Below are 15596 nucleotides of genomic sequence, written 5' to 3'. Positions count from 1 at the left end.
CAAAATCAAGCAATATCAGGTAGGATTCAACGTTTGACCTTGTGCATTGATGCTTTGCTCTGAATTTACGATTGCAAGCGATTATAACAAGCCTTGGTTTTTCGTGATTATTTTAAAGTATCGGCTCAAAAGGAGACACAATGAAGCCAGTAAATATCGGTCTTTTAGGTTTGGGTACAGTCGGTGGCGGTACGGCTACTGTATTGCAGGACAATGCTGCGGAAATCAGCCGCCGTTTGGGACGTGAAGTCCGTATTTCTGCTGTTTGCGATTTGAGCGAAGAAAAAGCCAAACAAATTTGCCCGAATGCTGCTTTTATCAAAGATCCGTTTGAGCTGGTTCAACATCAAGATGTTGATGTTGTTGTTGAGTTGTTTGGCGGTACCGGTATTGCCAAAGATGCGGTATTGAAAGCGATTGAAAACGGTAAACATATTGTTACTGCCAATAAAAAACTACTGGCTGAATACGGCAATGAAATTTTCCCTTTGGCGGAAGAAAAAAATGTCATGGTGCAGTTTGAAGCTGCTGTTGCCGGCGGTATCCCCATTATCAAGGCTTTGCGTGAAGGCTTGGCTGCGAACCAAATCCGCAGTATCGCCGGTATCATTAATGGCACCAGCAACTTCATTCTGACTGAAATGCGCGAAAAAGGCAGCGCGTTTGCAGACGTACTGAAAGAAGCTCAGGCTTTGGGCTATGCTGAAGCTGACCCTACTTTTGACATCGAAGGTCATGATGCCGGCCATAAAATTACGATTATGAGCGCATTGGCATTCGGTACGCCGATGAACTTTTCTGCCTGCTATCTGGAGGGCATCAGCAAACTCGACAGCCGTGACATCAAATATGCTGAAGAACTCGGCTACCGTATCAAATTGTTGGGCATTACCCGTAAAACCGACAAAGGCATTGAGTTGCGCGTACACCCTACTCTGATTCCTGAAAGCCGTCTGTTGGCTAATGTGAACGGCGTGATGAATGCTGTCCGTGTCAATGCCGATATGGTTGGTGAGACTTTGTATTACGGTGCAGGCGCCGGTGCATTGCCGACTGCTTCTGCCGTGGTTGCCGATATTATTGATATTGCCCGTCTGATTGAAGCTGAAACTGACCACCGTGTTCCTCACTTGGCATTCCAACCTTCACAAGTTCGAGCGCAAAATATTCTGCCTATGGATGAAATTACCAGCGGCTACTATCTGCGCGTTCAAGCAACTGACGAGCCGGGTACTTTGGGTCAAATTGCCGCCCTCTTGGCCAAAGAAAATGTTTCTATCGAGGCTTTGATTCAAAAAGGTGTGATTGATCAAAGTACTGCCGAAATCGTGATTTTGACTCACACAACTGTGGAACGTAATGTCAAACGCGCTATCGCAGCGATTGAGGCACTGAGCTGCGTAGATGCTCCGATCACCATGATCCGCATGGAAAGCCTGCATGACTGAGCAACAAACAGACAGGCCGTCTGAAGAACAACTGGCGGCCAGAAAGAAAGCCAAGGCAAAAATCCGTACCATCCGCATTTGGGCATGGGTAATTTTGTCTTTGCTGGCGCTGACCGCCCTGCTCTCGCAATGCGCCATGAACAAGCCGCAGATGAAACAAAATGTGGTGGAGTCTTGCGTGAAAAACATTCCTTTCGCTGAAAAATGGCAAGCTGATTTGAAGGCAAAAGGTTTGGATGCGCAAAACGAGAAATTGGCTCAGGACTATTGTGTCTGCATGTGGGACCAGCCTTTAAGCAAACTCTCTGACGAGCAAATCCGAACCTTCGGTAAAATCAGCCCTGAGGAGCAACTCAAACTTTTGGGTGGCGCGGAAGCCTTTGAGGCACGCAATAAGCAATGTGTGGCTGATTTAAAGGCTGAGTAAACCAATATCGGTTTAAACCAAAGCAAGGCCGTCTGGAATTCCAGACGGCCTTTCTTATATTAATTAAATAATAATAGGAATTGATTTCATTATATTTTAAGTTTAAGATAGCTTGGTTAATTGCTTTTCTATGGTTGTTGCCATGCGTTACCATTTCCCTATTGCCATTGATATTTATGATTTTTTGTATACCGGCCGGTTTGATTATTTGGAAATCGGACAATCTGCGGAGTCTATTTTGCAGATGTTCCCTGCACCAGATTGCGTCCCTAAAGGCTTGTTGGTACAAAAAGGCTGGAATATTTGGCTTTATGGCGATATCGAGCTGCATTTCTCCGACAATCGGCTGACTCAGATTCGTGCTGATTTTCAGCCTGATGCGGCCTTAAGCGGCGGTCGTTGGGTAAAGTTGAATCCGTGGTTTTTCGCAAATGGCTGCCTTGATGTGTATGCCGTCATTCAACGTTTGGTACAACGCAATATCGATTTTATTAAAACGGAAACACATACCAATTTAATTTTGCACTTGCAAAGCGGGGTCGAATTGATTTTTGAAAAATGTCGGGGCATGCAACTTGCCTCGTTCCGCAAACAAAAAGCCTCTCTGCCCTACTGGGCGCGAGAAACGGCTTCTTAAATAAACAATGCCGTCTGAAAACCTCATTTCAGACGGCATTATCAGTTACAAGCCATTCAATAATTGTCGGATTTTGGTCATTGTCATAGAAACCTGTTCGTTACAGCCTTCATTCCCTTTCCCATTATCAAAACAATCAATACTGCTGACGCTGCAAAAGTGGGCATAGGCCATTTTCAGTTCCCTTGCCAAAACGGCTTCTGGCATACCGGTCATCCCGAGTACATCTACGCCGTCGCGGCGATAACGGGCGATTTCGGCATGGGTTGGGCGGCGCGGGCCTTGCAGGCAGCCATAAACGGCGGCGTCGTAAATCGGCACATTGTGTGCTTTTGTGATGTTCAATAATTCTTGCCGCAACTCATTGCTATAAGGGTTGAAAAAATCAGTATGGACAACCGGGCATTCTTGGCCTTCAAAAAAGGTATCTTTGCGGCCATAGGTATAGTCGATTAAATCGTCCGGCAGCACCAGGCTGCCGTTTTCAAAATCAGGATTGATACCGACGACTGAAGAAATGGCAATAATGTTTTCAACGCCTAAAGAATGTAACGCCCAAATATTGGCGCGGTAGTTGATTTCATGCGGCGCGATGGTATGGCTGAAGCCGTGTCGGGCAAGGAAAACAATATCCAAGCGCCCCAACCTGCCGAATAAAATAGGGCTGCTGGTTAAGCCGTAAGGGGTGCGGACGATTTTTCGTTCGGTAATTTCGAGTTCCGGCAGTTTGGTCAAGCCGCTGCCGCCGATAATGGCTAACATATAGACTTCCTTTATTATCAATGGCCGTCTGAAACTTGGATTTCAGACGGCCTTAATATCATCGATTTATTTATGTTTGTAGAAATGGCTGCCGAAATAAGCAGATGCGCCTTCACGCAATAAAACCAGCGTTACAGCGGCAAGCGGCAGACCGGCAAGCATACCGACAAAACCCATCAGTTGTCCGAAAGCCATCAACGAGAAAATCACCCAGAGCGGAGACAAACCGATGCGGTCGCCGACGATTTTAGGCGTAATGAAAAAGCTTTCCAGGAATTGTCCAACACCGAATACAGCCCAGACCATCAACAAACCCTGCCATGAGCCATATTGTAAAAGCGCGGCAACTGTTGCCAGCAAAAGGCCGGTAAATGCACCCAAATACGGAATAAATACCAAAATACCGGCAATCATACCGATAGCAAAACCGGAATCCAAACCGACCAGCATCAAGCCCAAGCCATAGACCAAGCCCATAATCATCATGACCATCAGCTGGCCGCGCAGAAACTCGCCCAAGACTTCGTCCATATTGCTGCTAATACGCGTGTAGGTCTCGATAAAGCGGCGCGGAACCAATTTGCTGATTCCGGAAGACCAGCGTTTCCAGTCCAACAAGAAGTAATACAACAGCAAAGGCAACAATACCAAATTGCTGACGCCGCTGATCACGTTGCCACTCTGGCGCATCAGGGTAGGAATCCATGCTTTGAGCGTATTGCTCAACTCATCTGTATGCGACTGCAACCATGCAATAATTGATTCTTGATCGATTTGAATATAATCCCCGCTGACGCTGTTGAGCCACGGCAGCAGTTTGTTTTGAACAAAACCTACAATCTGTGGTAGACGTTCAGCCAGATTGTTAAACTGGTTCAACAACATAGGCACGATAATCAGCACCAACGACAGCAATACCAGTAAGGCAAACGCCATAATAATCATAGATGCCGGTGCGCGGCGGATACGCCTCAGTTGCAGCCATTCGACCAAGGGATTCAAAACATAGGCCAAAACGGCAGCCACAATAAACGGCGTCAAAACATCGCCCAAAGCATATAAAAGCCAAATAAAGGCTGCGATGACGCAAGCCATAATAATCCACGGTTTTGCCCCGCGCGCTTTCTTTTGATACATAAAAAGGTATTTCCCAATTGATGTTTAAGGTTTTCAAAATAAATAAGCAGTATAACAGATTCACAAAGGCCGTCTGAAAGTGCGGCACCAATCAAGGCAAAATAAAATTGTTAACAATAACGCCAAAAAATTCAGCCTGAATCCTCCAATTTAAGATAAAATACGCTCCGACAATCTACCCATACCCGAATAAGGAAATCCAATGAGCACTTCTTTGAGCTATCGTGACGCAGGCGTGGATATCGACGCAGGCGATCAACTGGTCGAAAACATCAAACCTTTTGCCAAACGTACTATGCGCCCTGAAGTGTTGGGTGATTTGGGCGGTTTCGGCGCTTTGGTCGAAATCGGCAAAAAATACAAAAATCCGGTATTGGTTTCCGGTACGGACGGCGTCGGCACCAAGCTGAAACTGGCATTCGACTGGGACAAACACGATACCGTCGGCATCGATTTGGTTGCCATGAGTGTCAACGACATTTTGGTTCAAGGCGCAGAACCTTTGTTCTTCTTGGACTATTTCGCTTGCGGCAAGCTGGATGTTGCCCGCGCGACTGATGTGATTAAAGGCATTGCCCAAGGCTGCGAAGAATCCGGTTGCGCTTTGATTGGCGGTGAAACTGCCGAAATGCCGGGCATGTATCCCGAAGGCGAATACGACTTGGCAGGTTTTGCCGTCGGCGTGGTTGAAAAAGAACGCGTGATTAACGGCCGCAGCATTCAGGCCGGGGACGTTGTTTTGGGCTTGGCCTCCAACGGCGCACACTCCAACGGCTACTCTTTGGTACGCAAAATCATCGAGCGCGACAATCCCGATTTGGACGCGGAATTCGACCACGGCAAAACTTTGCGCGAAGCCATCATCGCCCCTACCCGTCTATATGTGAAACCTATCCTTGCCGCTTTGGAAAAATTCACCATTAAAGGCATGGCCCACATTACCGGCGGTGGCATTACCGAAAACGTACCTCGCGTTTTGCCTGAAAATACCGTTGCACAAATCGATGCCAAAGCGTGGGAATTGCCTAAACTGTTCCAATGGCTGCAAAAAGCAGGCAATGTGGAAACCCAAGAAATGTACCGTACGTTCAACTGCGGTATCGGCATGGTCGTTATTATTGCTAAAGAAGATGCTGATGCAGTACAAGCTTTCTTGAGCGAACAAGGCGAAACCGTTTACCGTTTGGGCGTTATTCGTGAACGTAACGGTGACGAACATCAAACCCAAGTGGCTTGATTTGAGATGCAATGAAAAAGTGCGGATGATGAATCCGCACTTTTTTGTTTACACTGCCCTAGCCTACTTCTTCCAAAAAGCCGGCCAACTGCGCCGTATCGTGGGCAATCATCAGCTCTTCATTGGTTGGCACAACCAAAACAGCCGGCATAGAACCTGTCGGACTGATGATACCGGAGTTGCCGTAGCGTTTGTCCATGTTGGCTTTGGTGTCGATGTGCAGACCCAAGAAATCAAGATAGGAAACGGTTTTGGCACGGATGTTGCGCGAGTTTTCGCCGATACCGCCGGTAAACACGAGTGCGTCAACGCCGCCACAAGCCACTGCCATCGAAGCAATGTATTTGGCAAGGCGGTAGGTCATGACTTCCAGGGCCAAACGAGCGCCTTCATGGCCTTCATCCGCCGCGATTTCCAAAGAACGGCAGTCGTTGGAGAGTTCGGAAATACCGAGCAAGCCTGATTTTTTGTTCAGCATTTCATCAACTTGGGCAACATCCAATCCGGCTTGGGAAGTCAGATAGCTGTATACACCCGGATCGATGTCGCCGCAACGGGTGCCCATTACCAAACCTTCGATCGGCGTGAAGCCCATACTGGTGTCAACGGATTTGCCGTTTTTGATGGCGGTAATGGATGCGCCGTTGCCTAAGTGGGCAATAATCATGCGGATGTCTTCCAGAGGTTTGCCCAAAATCCGTGCGGCCTCAGGGGCAACGTAACGCATGCTGGTACCGTGGAAACCGTAGCGGCGGAAAGCGTATTTTTTACGCAATTCACGCGGAACGGCATAAGTGTAGGCACGCTCCGGCATGGTTTGGTGGAACGAAGTATCCATCACGCCGACATTGGGCAGGCCTGGGAAATGCTCTTGCGCAGCCAAAATACCGTTAATATTGGCAGGGTTGTGCAGCGGAGCGAGCGGAATGCAGGCATTGAGTTCGTCCATTACCGCTTGGTCGATCAAAACAGATTCGCTGTATTTTTCGCCGCCGTGTGCGATGCGGTGGCCAATGGCTTTAATGCGGTCGTGCAGGCCGTGTTTTTCAAGCTCTTTCAACAGCATACCTACGGCACCGGCATGGTCGTTACGGCCGGTCAAGGCTGTTTGGCATTTTTTACCGTCTTTGCTGAACGTAATGACTGCTTCGGGCGTACCCAAACGTTCGCCGAGACAGCTTAGGAGGACATTACCGCTTTTACGGTCGATAACGGCGCCTTTGAGCGAAGAGCTGCCGCAGTTCAGAACAAGAATGAGTTGGTTGGACATGGTGTTTCTCCTTTGAATTTTTGATTATTTTTGGCTTCAGGCCGTCTGAAAAGAGCAAGAATATTTGAGAGCTTTTCAGATTGCCTTTGATTTGGTGTTTAGTCAGGCTTTATGCCCAACCCTAATCTCCATTGCAGGTATCGCTACCTGACTAAAATTTGCTTATTTGGTTTTCAGACGGCCTTATTTAAGGCTGCGGCCGTCTGAAAACTTAAAAGCAATCTTCCGGCACTCGGACTTGTCCTTCCATAATCACGCGTGCGCTACGGCTCATGACTGCTTTGGTAGCCGTCCATTGTCCGTCCTGACATTCGGCGGCGGCACCGACACGCAGTGTGCCTGACGGATGACCGAAACGGACTTCTTTACGCGCTCCGCCTCCGGCTGCAAGGTTGACCAGCGTACCGGGCACGGCGGCGGCGGTAGCGATGGCAACTGAAGCGGTACCCATCATGGCGTGGTGCAATTTGCCCATGCTCAGCGCGCGTACCAACAAGTCGATGTCGGCAGCTTGGACGGTTTTGCCGCTTGAAGCGGTGTAATCGGCCGCAGGGGCGACAAAAGCGACTTTCGGAGTATGGGCGCGGGTGGCGGCTTCGGATACGTCGCTGATCAAGCCCATTTTCAGCGCGCCATATGCGCGGATGGTTTCAAATTTTTCCAGTGCCGTGGCATCGTTGTTGATGTCGTCTTGCAACTCTTTACCTGTGTAGCCCAAATCTGCGGCATTCAGGAAAATGGTTGGAATACCGGCATTGATAAGCGTGGCTTTCAGACGGCCTATATTCGGCACATCAATTTCATCGACCAAATTGCCGGTTGGGAACATACTGCCTTCGCCGTCGGCTGGATCTAAAAATTCAATTTGTACTTCGGCTGCCGGGAACGTTACGCCGTCTAGCTCAAAATCACCTGTTTCTAAAACTGCGCCGTTTTGCATCGGTACATGGGCAATAATGGTTTTGCCGATGTTTTTCTGCCAGATTTTGACGGTACACAGGCCGTCTGAAGGGATTTTGGATTTATCAACCAAGCCTTGTTCGATGGCAAATGCGCCCACGGCGGCGGTCAGATTGCCGCAGTTGCCGCTCCAATCGACAAAAGGTTTGTCGATGGAAACTTGTCCGAACAAGTAATCAACATCGTGATCGGCGTGTTCAGATTTGTCCAAAATCACGGCTTTACTGGTGGACGAACTGGCGTTGCCCAAACCGTCAATCTGTTTGCCGTAAGGGTCGGGGCTGCCGAGTACGCGCAAGAGGATTTTGTCGCGCGCCTCGCCTGCTTCCTGCGCAGCAGCCGGCAGATCGGTGCGTTTGAAGAAAATGCCTTTAGATGTACCGCCGCGGTAGTAAACGGCGGGGATTTTAATTTGCGGCATTTCGAGTTCTCCTTTGTATTTCTCGTATGGTTTTTTTTCAGACGGCCTCTCAAACATTCGAGGCCGTCTGAAAACCTTTTTTAGCGTAGCCCGGGCATTTTGACGATACCCGATTTACCTTACGCTGCATTTCCTTCTAAGAAGTCTTGTGCGAAACGTTGCAACACGCCACCGGCTTCATATACCAACACTTCTTCTGCGGTATCGAGGCGGCAGGTAACCGGCACTTCGACGGTTTCGCCGTTTTTACGGTGAATCACGAGGGTCAGGTCGCAGCGCGGTGTGCGTTCGCCGACAACGTCGTAGGTTTCCGTACCGTCCAGTTGCAGGGTATGGCGGTTGGTACCCGGTTTGAACTGCAGCGGCAATACGCCCATACCGATTAAGTTAGTGCGGTGGATACGCTCGAAGCCTTCGGCAACAATCGCTTCCACACCGGCGAGGCGTACGCCTTTTGCAGCCCAGTCGCGGCTTGAGCCTTGACCGTAGTCCGCGCCGGCGATGATGATGAGCGGCTGTTTGCGGTTCATATAGGTTTCGATGGCTTCCCACATGCGCATGGTTTTGCCTTCGGGTTCAACGCGTGCCAGCGAACCTTGGCGTACGCTGCCGTCTTCGTTTTTTACCATTTCGTTAAACAGTTTCGGATTGGCGAATGTGGCGCGTTGGGCGGTGAGGTGGTCGCCGCGGTGGGTAGCGTATGAATTGAAGTCTTCTTCGGGCAAACCCATTTTCGCCAGATATTCGCCCGCCGCACTCGCCGCCAGAATCGCGTTGGACGGCGAAATGTGGTCGGTGGTGATGTTGTCGGGCAGAATCGCCAGCGGTCGCATACCTCTTAATGTGCGTTCACCCGCCAGCGCGCCTTCCCAATAGGGCGGACGGCGGATATAGGTGGACATCGGGCGCCAGTCGTACAGCGGGCTCGGGGCTTTTTGCGCCTTGCCGGTGTCGAACATCGGTACATACACATCGCGGAACTGCTGCGGTTTCACATATTCGGCAACAATGGCATCGATTTCTTCGTCGGTCGGCCAGATATCTTTCAGGCGGATTTCGCGGCCGTCTGAAACGCCGAGAACGTCGTTTTCAATATCGAAACGAATGCTGCCTGCCAGCGCGTAGGCAACGACCAACGGAGGCGAAGCGAGGAAAGCCTGTTTCGCATACGGATGGATACGGCCGTCGAAGTTGCGGTTGCCTGACAATACGGCGGTAGCGTACAAATCGCGGTCGATGATTTCTTTTTGGATTTTCGGATCCAGTGCGCCGCTCATGCCGTTACAGGTGGTACATGCGAAGGCAACAATACCGAAGCCGAGTTTTTCCATTTCAGGCAGCAGGCCTGCTTCTTTCAAATAGATTTCGGCTACTTTTGAACCAGGGGCAAATGAAGATTTCACCCAAGGTTTGCGTTTTAAGCCAAGACGGTTGGCATTGCGTGCCAACAGCGCGGCGGCGACAACGTTGCGCGGATTGGAAGTATTGGTACAGGAAGTAATCGCGGCAATAATCACAGCACCGTCAGGCATTTGGCCGTCTGAAGGCTCTTCGTAAGGTTTAGCCAAGCCTTTGCTGGCCAAATCGGCGGTCGCAAAACGGGCATGCGGATTACTTGGGCCTGCCATGTTGCGCGTTACGTTGCTCAAATCAAATTTCAATACGCGAGGATAAACGGCGGTTTTCAAGGCATCTGCCCACAAGCCTGCGGTTTTGGCGTAGGTTTCTACCAATTTCACTTGCGCATCGTCGCGACCGGTCAGTTTCAAATAATCAATGGTTTGCTCGTCGATGGCGAACATTGCGGCAGTTGCGCCGAACTCAGGGGTCATGTTGGAAATGGTGGCACGGTCGCCGATGGACAGACTTCTTGCGCCTTCACCGAAAAACTCGACAAATGCGCCAACCACGCGCTCTTTACGCAAGAATTCGGTCAGTGCCAACACGATGTCGGTGGCAGTAATGCCCGGCTGGCGTTTGCCGGTCAGCTCAACGCCGACAATATCAGGCAGACGCATCATGGATGCACGGCCCAACATCACGGTTTCGGCTTCCAAACCGCCCACGCCTACGGAAATCACGCCCAATGAATCGACGTGCGGCGTATGTGAGTCTGTACCGACGCAGGTATCAGGGAATGCCACGCCGTTTTTGACTTGGACGACGGGCGACATTTTTTCCAAGTTGATTTGGTGCATAATGCCGTTGCCCGCCGGAATCACGTCCACATTTTCAAATGCGGTTTTCGTCCAGTTGATGAAGTGGAAACGGTCTTCGTTACGTCTGTCTTCGATTTCGCGGTTTTTGCGGAAAGCATCAGGATCGTAGCCGCCGCATTCAACGGCCAAAGAGTGGTCGACGATAAGCTGGGTTTGCACCACCGGATTCACTTTGGCAGGATCGCCGCCTTTTTCGGCAATTGCATCGCGCAGACCTGCCAAATCCACCAACGCTGTCTGCCCCAGAATATCGTGACACACCACGCGCGCCGGATACCAAGGGAAGTCGATTTCCTGTTTTCCCTCAATCAGCTGACCCAGCCAGCTTTGCAGCGTAGGCAGGTCGACTTTGTCTGCGCGGTTGACCAAGTTCTCAGCCAAGATGCGGCTTGTGTAAGGCAGCTTGTCGTAAGAGCCTGGTTTGATGTCTTCACACGCCTGACGCGCGTCGTAATATTCCAAATCCGTACCGGGCAAAGCTTTGCGGTAGCGTTGGTTGGCAGTCATGTTGGTTCTCCTAAATCTATTATTTTTTTGGTTTTGGGTTTCAGACGGCCTGTTGATTCGGACCTTCAGGCCGTCTGAAACCATAAATTCGGTTTTATTGCTTGTGATTTGAAATCTATTCGCGGTATGAAAAAAAATTGCCGCTCTGCTACCATCATTCCCGTATAGACGGAAATCCAAACTTAAATCTTTCGGCACTCTTTACAGAATGACGACAGCAGAGCAGCATGTTTTCCAAACGGCCGGCTCTCTCTCTCGCATACTGCACTAGGCCGTCGAAAAACGAAAACATCATTTATTCATTGTTTTCAAACGGCATTTCGAGATGGGGCGGGCTGGCGGCCCACCCTGCTGTTACGCGTATCAGCGGTTTTCAATCTCCACGAATGCCAAATCTTCAGGGCCTGTGTAGTTCGCGCTCGGACGGATGATTTTGCCGTCTTTGCGTTGCTCGAGAACGTGTGCGCTCCAACCGGTTGTACGGGAAATTACGAACAACGGTGTGAACATAGCGGTCGGTACGCCCAATTTTTGGTAGGAAACGGCAGAGAACCAGTCCAGATTCGGGAACATTTTTTTCTCTTCCCACATCACGCTTTCCAAGCGTTCGGCAATGTCAAAGAGGCGCATATCGCCGGTTTCTTTGCTCAAACCGCGTGCCACTTCTTTAATGACAACGTTGCGAGGGTCGGAGATGGTGTACACCGGATGACCGAAACCGATCACGATTTCTTTGCGGCCGATGCGTTCGCGGATGTCGGCTTCGGCTTCGTCGGCATTGCGGTAGCGTTTTTGAATATCGTAAGCCACTTCGTTTGCGCCGCCGTGTTTCGGACCTTTCAGCGCGCCGATTGCACCGGTAATGCTGGAGTACATATCAGAGCCTGTACCGGCAATCACGCGGGCGGTAAAGGTAGAAGCGTTGAACTCATGCTCCGCATACAGAATCAGTGAAACATGCATGGCTTTGATATGTGATTCGCTTGGGCGTTTGCCGTGCAACAGGTGCAAGAAATGACCGCCGATGGTCTCTTCGTCGCTTTCAACTTCAATGCGTTTGCCGTTGTGAGAATATTGATACCAGTACAGCAGGATGCTGCCGAGGCTGGCGATCAGTTTGTCGGCGATGTCGCGCGCTTCACTTTCCGGATGGCTTTCACGTTCAGGATGAACGCAGCCCAGCATGGATACGCCGGTACGCATTACGTCCATCGGATGGGTATGTGCAGGCAGGCTTTCCAAAACTTTGATCACACGGATAGGCAGGCCGCGCATGGATTTGAGTTTGGCTTTATAAGCGGCCAGCTCGAATTTATTGGGCAGATGACCGTGAATCAGCAGGTGGGCGACTTCTTCAAACTCGCATTTTTGTGCCAAATCCAAGATGTCATAACCGCGATAGCTCAAATCGTTACCGGTACGGCCAACGGTACACAATTCGGTATTACCGGCCGCAACGCCAGAAAGCGCAACGGATTTTTTAGGTTTGAAAGTCGGGGTTTGAGTAGTTGCAGTCATGGTATTTCTCCTTTGTATTTTTATGGGTTTTATTTTTCAGACGGCCGATGCGGATTTGTTGAAAGGCCGTCTGAAAGCGGTAAATCATTTTTGAAACAATTTATCCAGTTTTTGCTCGAAGGCATGATAGTTCAGATGCTCGTACAGCTCGGCACGGGTTTGCATGGTATCTACCACCGCCGCCTGCGTGCCGTCGCGCATAATCGCCTCATAAACATTCAATGCGGCTTTGCTTGCGGCGCGGAACGATGACAGCGGATACAGCACCAGCGATACGCCGTTTTCAGCCAGCTCGCTTTGCGTATAAAGCGGTGTAGCACCAAACTCGGTAATGTTGGCCAATACAGGTACTTTCACTGCATCTGCAAATTGGCGGTACATTTTCAAATCGGTCATGGCTTCAGGGAAAATCATGTCTGCACCAGCTTCGACACACGCTTGGGCTCGTTCGATAGCAGCATCCAAACCTTCTACCGCCAGCGCATCGGTACGCGCCATAATCACAAAGTTCTCATCAACGCGGGCATCGACGGCAGCTTTGATACGGTCGACCATTTCATCTTTAGAAACAATGGCTTTGTTCGGACGGTGGCCGCAGCGTTTTTGCGCTACCTGATCTTCGATGTGAACTGCTGCAACACCGGCGCGTTCAAAGTTGCGAATGGTACGGGCAATATTGAATGCACCGCCCCAACCCACATCAATGTCCACCAGCAGAGGCGTATCCACGTTGTCCGTAATGCGTCGTGCGTCGATCAGCACATCTTCCATTGTGGTAATGCCCAAATCAGGGATACCGCAAGAGCAGGCTGCCACGCCGCCGCCGGACAGATAAATCGCCTTGAAACCGCTTTGGGTGGCCAATCGTGCAAAGTAAGCATTGACGCAACCGACTACGGCAAGAGGGTTTGATTCTTTCACGGCTTGGCGGAAACGTGCTCCGGCAGAGTGTTGACTCATCATATTTCTCCTTTATAGACTTTTTTCATCAGTATTAATCGGACGGCTCGGTTTTTTCACAACCTGAAACGAACCGTTTAAAAATAAACAATTATTCTGAAAACTGTTTTCAGACGGCCTGTAAAATTTCAATCATCAACCATCTGAAAATTTAAAATCAATAAATACAAATAGTTATCAAAACCAATAAATACAATAAGGCTGAAGCGGAGGCGTACGTTTTTAAATTTTTATTAATCAGTATATGAATGGCTGCTGGGGGATACAGATATTTAAAAACCCGAAGTGTTTGTGGAAATGCGGAAACTGGATTCGGATTGAGAGCCTTCAGACCGTCGCGACTGCCAATAAGCTGGCAGCGACGGGAGCGGCAGAGATGGGAGAAAATCTATAACAAGAGAGAGTGGTTTGATACAGATTCATGATGATGTTCCTTTGTAGTGCGATGTAGTTTTTATTTATGGAAACAAATTTAAAAAATAAAACCGGTCTTGTCAAACACTTTTTTCAAAAAAATTATAAAAAATTCAGTTATTAATAAACGATTCTTTCGCAACAAACATAAAAAACGGACAGTCTCTGTCACATCAAACCCTGATGTAGCCTGGCTTCTGTCCGTTTTGTATTTTGGGTTTGCATTCAGAATGATTGTAAACAATCCATCAAAAAATAATTTATAATTGATTCATTTATAAGGAATTTTTTAAATACATCATCTAAAAAATTAGATTTTTTTAGCCTATGCTGTTCAGACGGCCTCTATCGGATGGCTACTTCGCGCTAAATGCCGTCTGAAAAGTCTGTTTGCCGACGGTAATATCGGCAGTGTAATCATGGCGGCCCTCGACACAAAACGGCAAGCGGATTTGCAAAGCCTGCCAGCTTCGCGGAGATTGTTTAGTCAGGTTATAGCGGTTGAAGCCCATGTCCATGTTTTTCATGCTGAAACTGATACTGACCACGCCCGTATTTTGCGGAACATTCTCTATCACAATATCAAATGGTTCGTGCGTATTGATGGATGTCGCACGCACTTTTGAACCGTCAGGCAGGACGCAGCCTTGTGTCAAATTACATTCGACTACTTTCGTTTTTGATTGCTGTTGCTGCCACCAATCCAAGAGCAGCAGTTTGGCCACCGCGAACACAATCAGTAAAACAGCGGCAATCAAAAGCTTTTGATTTTTACTCATTTCAGACGGCCTCAATGTCATTATCGGTCAAAACGGCATGCACACCCATGCTCTGCCACTGTTCACGATAAATGGAAACCAGACTTTCCGGAGCTGCCACAATCAGCGGCATCGCCACGCCTTGCGCCAAAATATCGGCAACTTGCCCGGCAGCCGCTTCGTCAGCCACTTTCCAAACAACGGCATCCGCATTTTGCACCTGCCGCCATTGTTCGGCATTTTCAATGATTGGCCACACACTGAGCGCTTCTATAGGTTTGCCTTGCTGCCAATCGGCAAATTCCAACAATACGGCAGATGCGCTTTGATGCTGAGTCAACATATATGGCACAACATGATATTCGCCCATGCTGTTTTGACCGCTCAAGCCGCTTTTCAGACGGCCTTGAAGCCGGCGCGGAATGGATAGGGAGCGTAACAATGCGCTATTGGCTGGCAGCATCGGCGTAACGGTAAAATCCCCGGCCTTTTGCCATGCCCATTTCTGCCCTTCCCTCGATTGGATTTCGCCCGTCCATTGGTCGGCTTCCACCCATAAAAAATGCAGGCGTACATGTGCATGTTCGTAGGAATGGACTTTGGTCAGCCACGGCGTAGCGGCAAGGATACGGATACCGAGTTCTTCTTCAAACTCGCGTTGCAAGGCTTGAAAATCGCTTTCACCGGCTTCCACCTTGCCGCCGGCAAATTCCCAATATCCGGCATAGGGCTTGCCCTCCGGGCGGGAACTGAGCAGGTAGCGGCCGTTTGGATCAAGCAAAATCCCGGCAACCACTTGCACCAAGGGACGTGTGTCTTCAGTCATCATGAGATTATTCTTATACGTAGCAGGCAGCGACACCTGCCGATTTATGCGTAAAAAAACGATGTCGGGCCTATGCGCCCGACTTTTAACAAATA

The 15596-nt window shown here is 49.4% G+C and carries 13 protein-coding genes; 4 read left to right on the top strand and 9 right to left on the bottom strand.

From position 1 onward, the window contains the following. Positions 1-140: 140 nt before the first annotated feature. The 3 genes from FOC66_RS03430 to FOC66_RS03420 all read left to right on the top strand — a co-directional run bounded on the left by FOC66_RS03430 (position 141) and on the right by FOC66_RS03420 (position 2512). Positions 141-1448, top strand: coding sequence for a homoserine dehydrogenase (locus FOC66_RS03430; protein WP_003746666.1), 1308 nt, complete (start codon positions 141-143; stop codon positions 1446-1448). Next, a complete protein-coding gene (locus tag FOC66_RS03425; protein ID WP_003746662.1) occupies positions 1441-1875 on the top strand; it encodes a hypothetical protein in 435 nt (144 codons plus the stop codon). The genes FOC66_RS03430 and FOC66_RS03425 overlap by 8 nt, the downstream gene beginning before the upstream one ends. A 142-nt stretch (positions 1876-2017) precedes the next feature. Further along, positions 2018-2512, top strand: a complete 495-nt coding sequence (locus FOC66_RS03420; protein ID WP_036493819.1) for a hypothetical protein — start codon at positions 2018-2020, stop codon at positions 2510-2512. 45 nt (positions 2513-2557) lie between these two features. On the opposite strand, the gene FOC66_RS03415 is transcribed toward FOC66_RS03420, so the two are convergent. Both FOC66_RS03415 and FOC66_RS03410 read right to left on the bottom strand, forming a co-directional pair. Beyond that, a complete protein-coding gene (locus tag FOC66_RS03415) occupies positions 2558-3274 on the bottom strand; it encodes an S-methyl-5'-thioinosine phosphorylase (protein ID WP_003746659.1) in 717 nt (238 codons plus the stop codon). A 66-nt stretch (positions 3275-3340) separates the two neighbouring features. After that, complete coding sequence (locus tag FOC66_RS03410; protein WP_003746656.1) at positions 3341-4411, bottom strand: AI-2E family transporter; 1071 nt, start codon at positions 4409-4411, stop codon at positions 3341-3343. Between the two features lie 202 nt (positions 4412-4613). On the opposite strand from FOC66_RS03410, the gene purM reads away from it, so the two are divergent. Then, a complete protein-coding gene (gene purM, locus FOC66_RS03405) occupies positions 4614-5648 on the top strand; it encodes a phosphoribosylformylglycinamidine cyclo-ligase (protein WP_003746654.1) in 1035 nt (344 codons plus the stop codon). Between the two features lie 58 nt (positions 5649-5706). Here the strand turns inward: purM and FOC66_RS03400 are convergent, their stop codons facing one another. The 7 genes from FOC66_RS03400 to FOC66_RS03370 form a co-directional block, all read right to left on the bottom strand. Further along, positions 5707-6918, bottom strand: coding sequence for an acetate kinase (locus FOC66_RS03400; protein WP_003746653.1), 1212 nt, complete (start codon positions 6916-6918; stop codon positions 5707-5709). A 211-nt stretch (positions 6919-7129) separates the two neighbouring features. Continuing rightward, the gene (gene prpF / locus FOC66_RS03395; protein ID WP_036493643.1) at positions 7130-8299 is read right to left on the bottom strand and encodes a 2-methylaconitate cis-trans isomerase PrpF; all 1170 of its coding nucleotides are present in this window, start codon (positions 8297-8299) and stop codon (positions 7130-7132) included. 119 nt (positions 8300-8418) lie between these two features. After that, the gene (gene acnD, locus FOC66_RS03390; protein ID WP_003746649.1) at positions 8419-11025 is read right to left on the bottom strand and encodes a Fe/S-dependent 2-methylisocitrate dehydratase AcnD; all 2607 of its coding nucleotides are present in this window, start codon (positions 11023-11025) and stop codon (positions 8419-8421) included. A 363-nt stretch (positions 11026-11388) separates the two neighbouring features. Further along, complete coding sequence (gene prpC, locus FOC66_RS03385; RefSeq protein WP_003746647.1) at positions 11389-12543, bottom strand: bifunctional 2-methylcitrate synthase/citrate synthase; 1155 nt, start codon at positions 12541-12543, stop codon at positions 11389-11391. Positions 12544-12627: 84 nt separating this feature from the next. Then, a complete protein-coding gene (gene prpB, locus FOC66_RS03380; protein ID WP_036493638.1) occupies positions 12628-13503 on the bottom strand; it encodes a methylisocitrate lyase in 876 nt (291 codons plus the stop codon). 770 nt (positions 13504-14273) lie between these two features. After that, the gene (locus FOC66_RS03375) at positions 14274-14696 is read right to left on the bottom strand and encodes a hypothetical protein (protein WP_003746644.1); all 423 of its coding nucleotides are present in this window, start codon (positions 14694-14696) and stop codon (positions 14274-14276) included. 1 nt (position 14697) lies between these two features. Beyond that, positions 14698-15501: an NUDIX domain-containing protein gene (locus FOC66_RS03370; protein ID WP_172884832.1), complete on the bottom strand. Its 804-nt coding sequence runs from the start codon at positions 15499-15501 to the stop codon at positions 14698-14700. Positions 15502-15596: the final 95 nt, after the last annotated feature.

This window comes from Neisseria mucosa, assembly GCF_013267835.1.
Lineage (GTDB): Bacteria > Pseudomonadota > Gammaproteobacteria > Burkholderiales > Neisseriaceae > Neisseria.
This window is presented reverse-complemented; position numbering and strand designations above follow the sequence as displayed.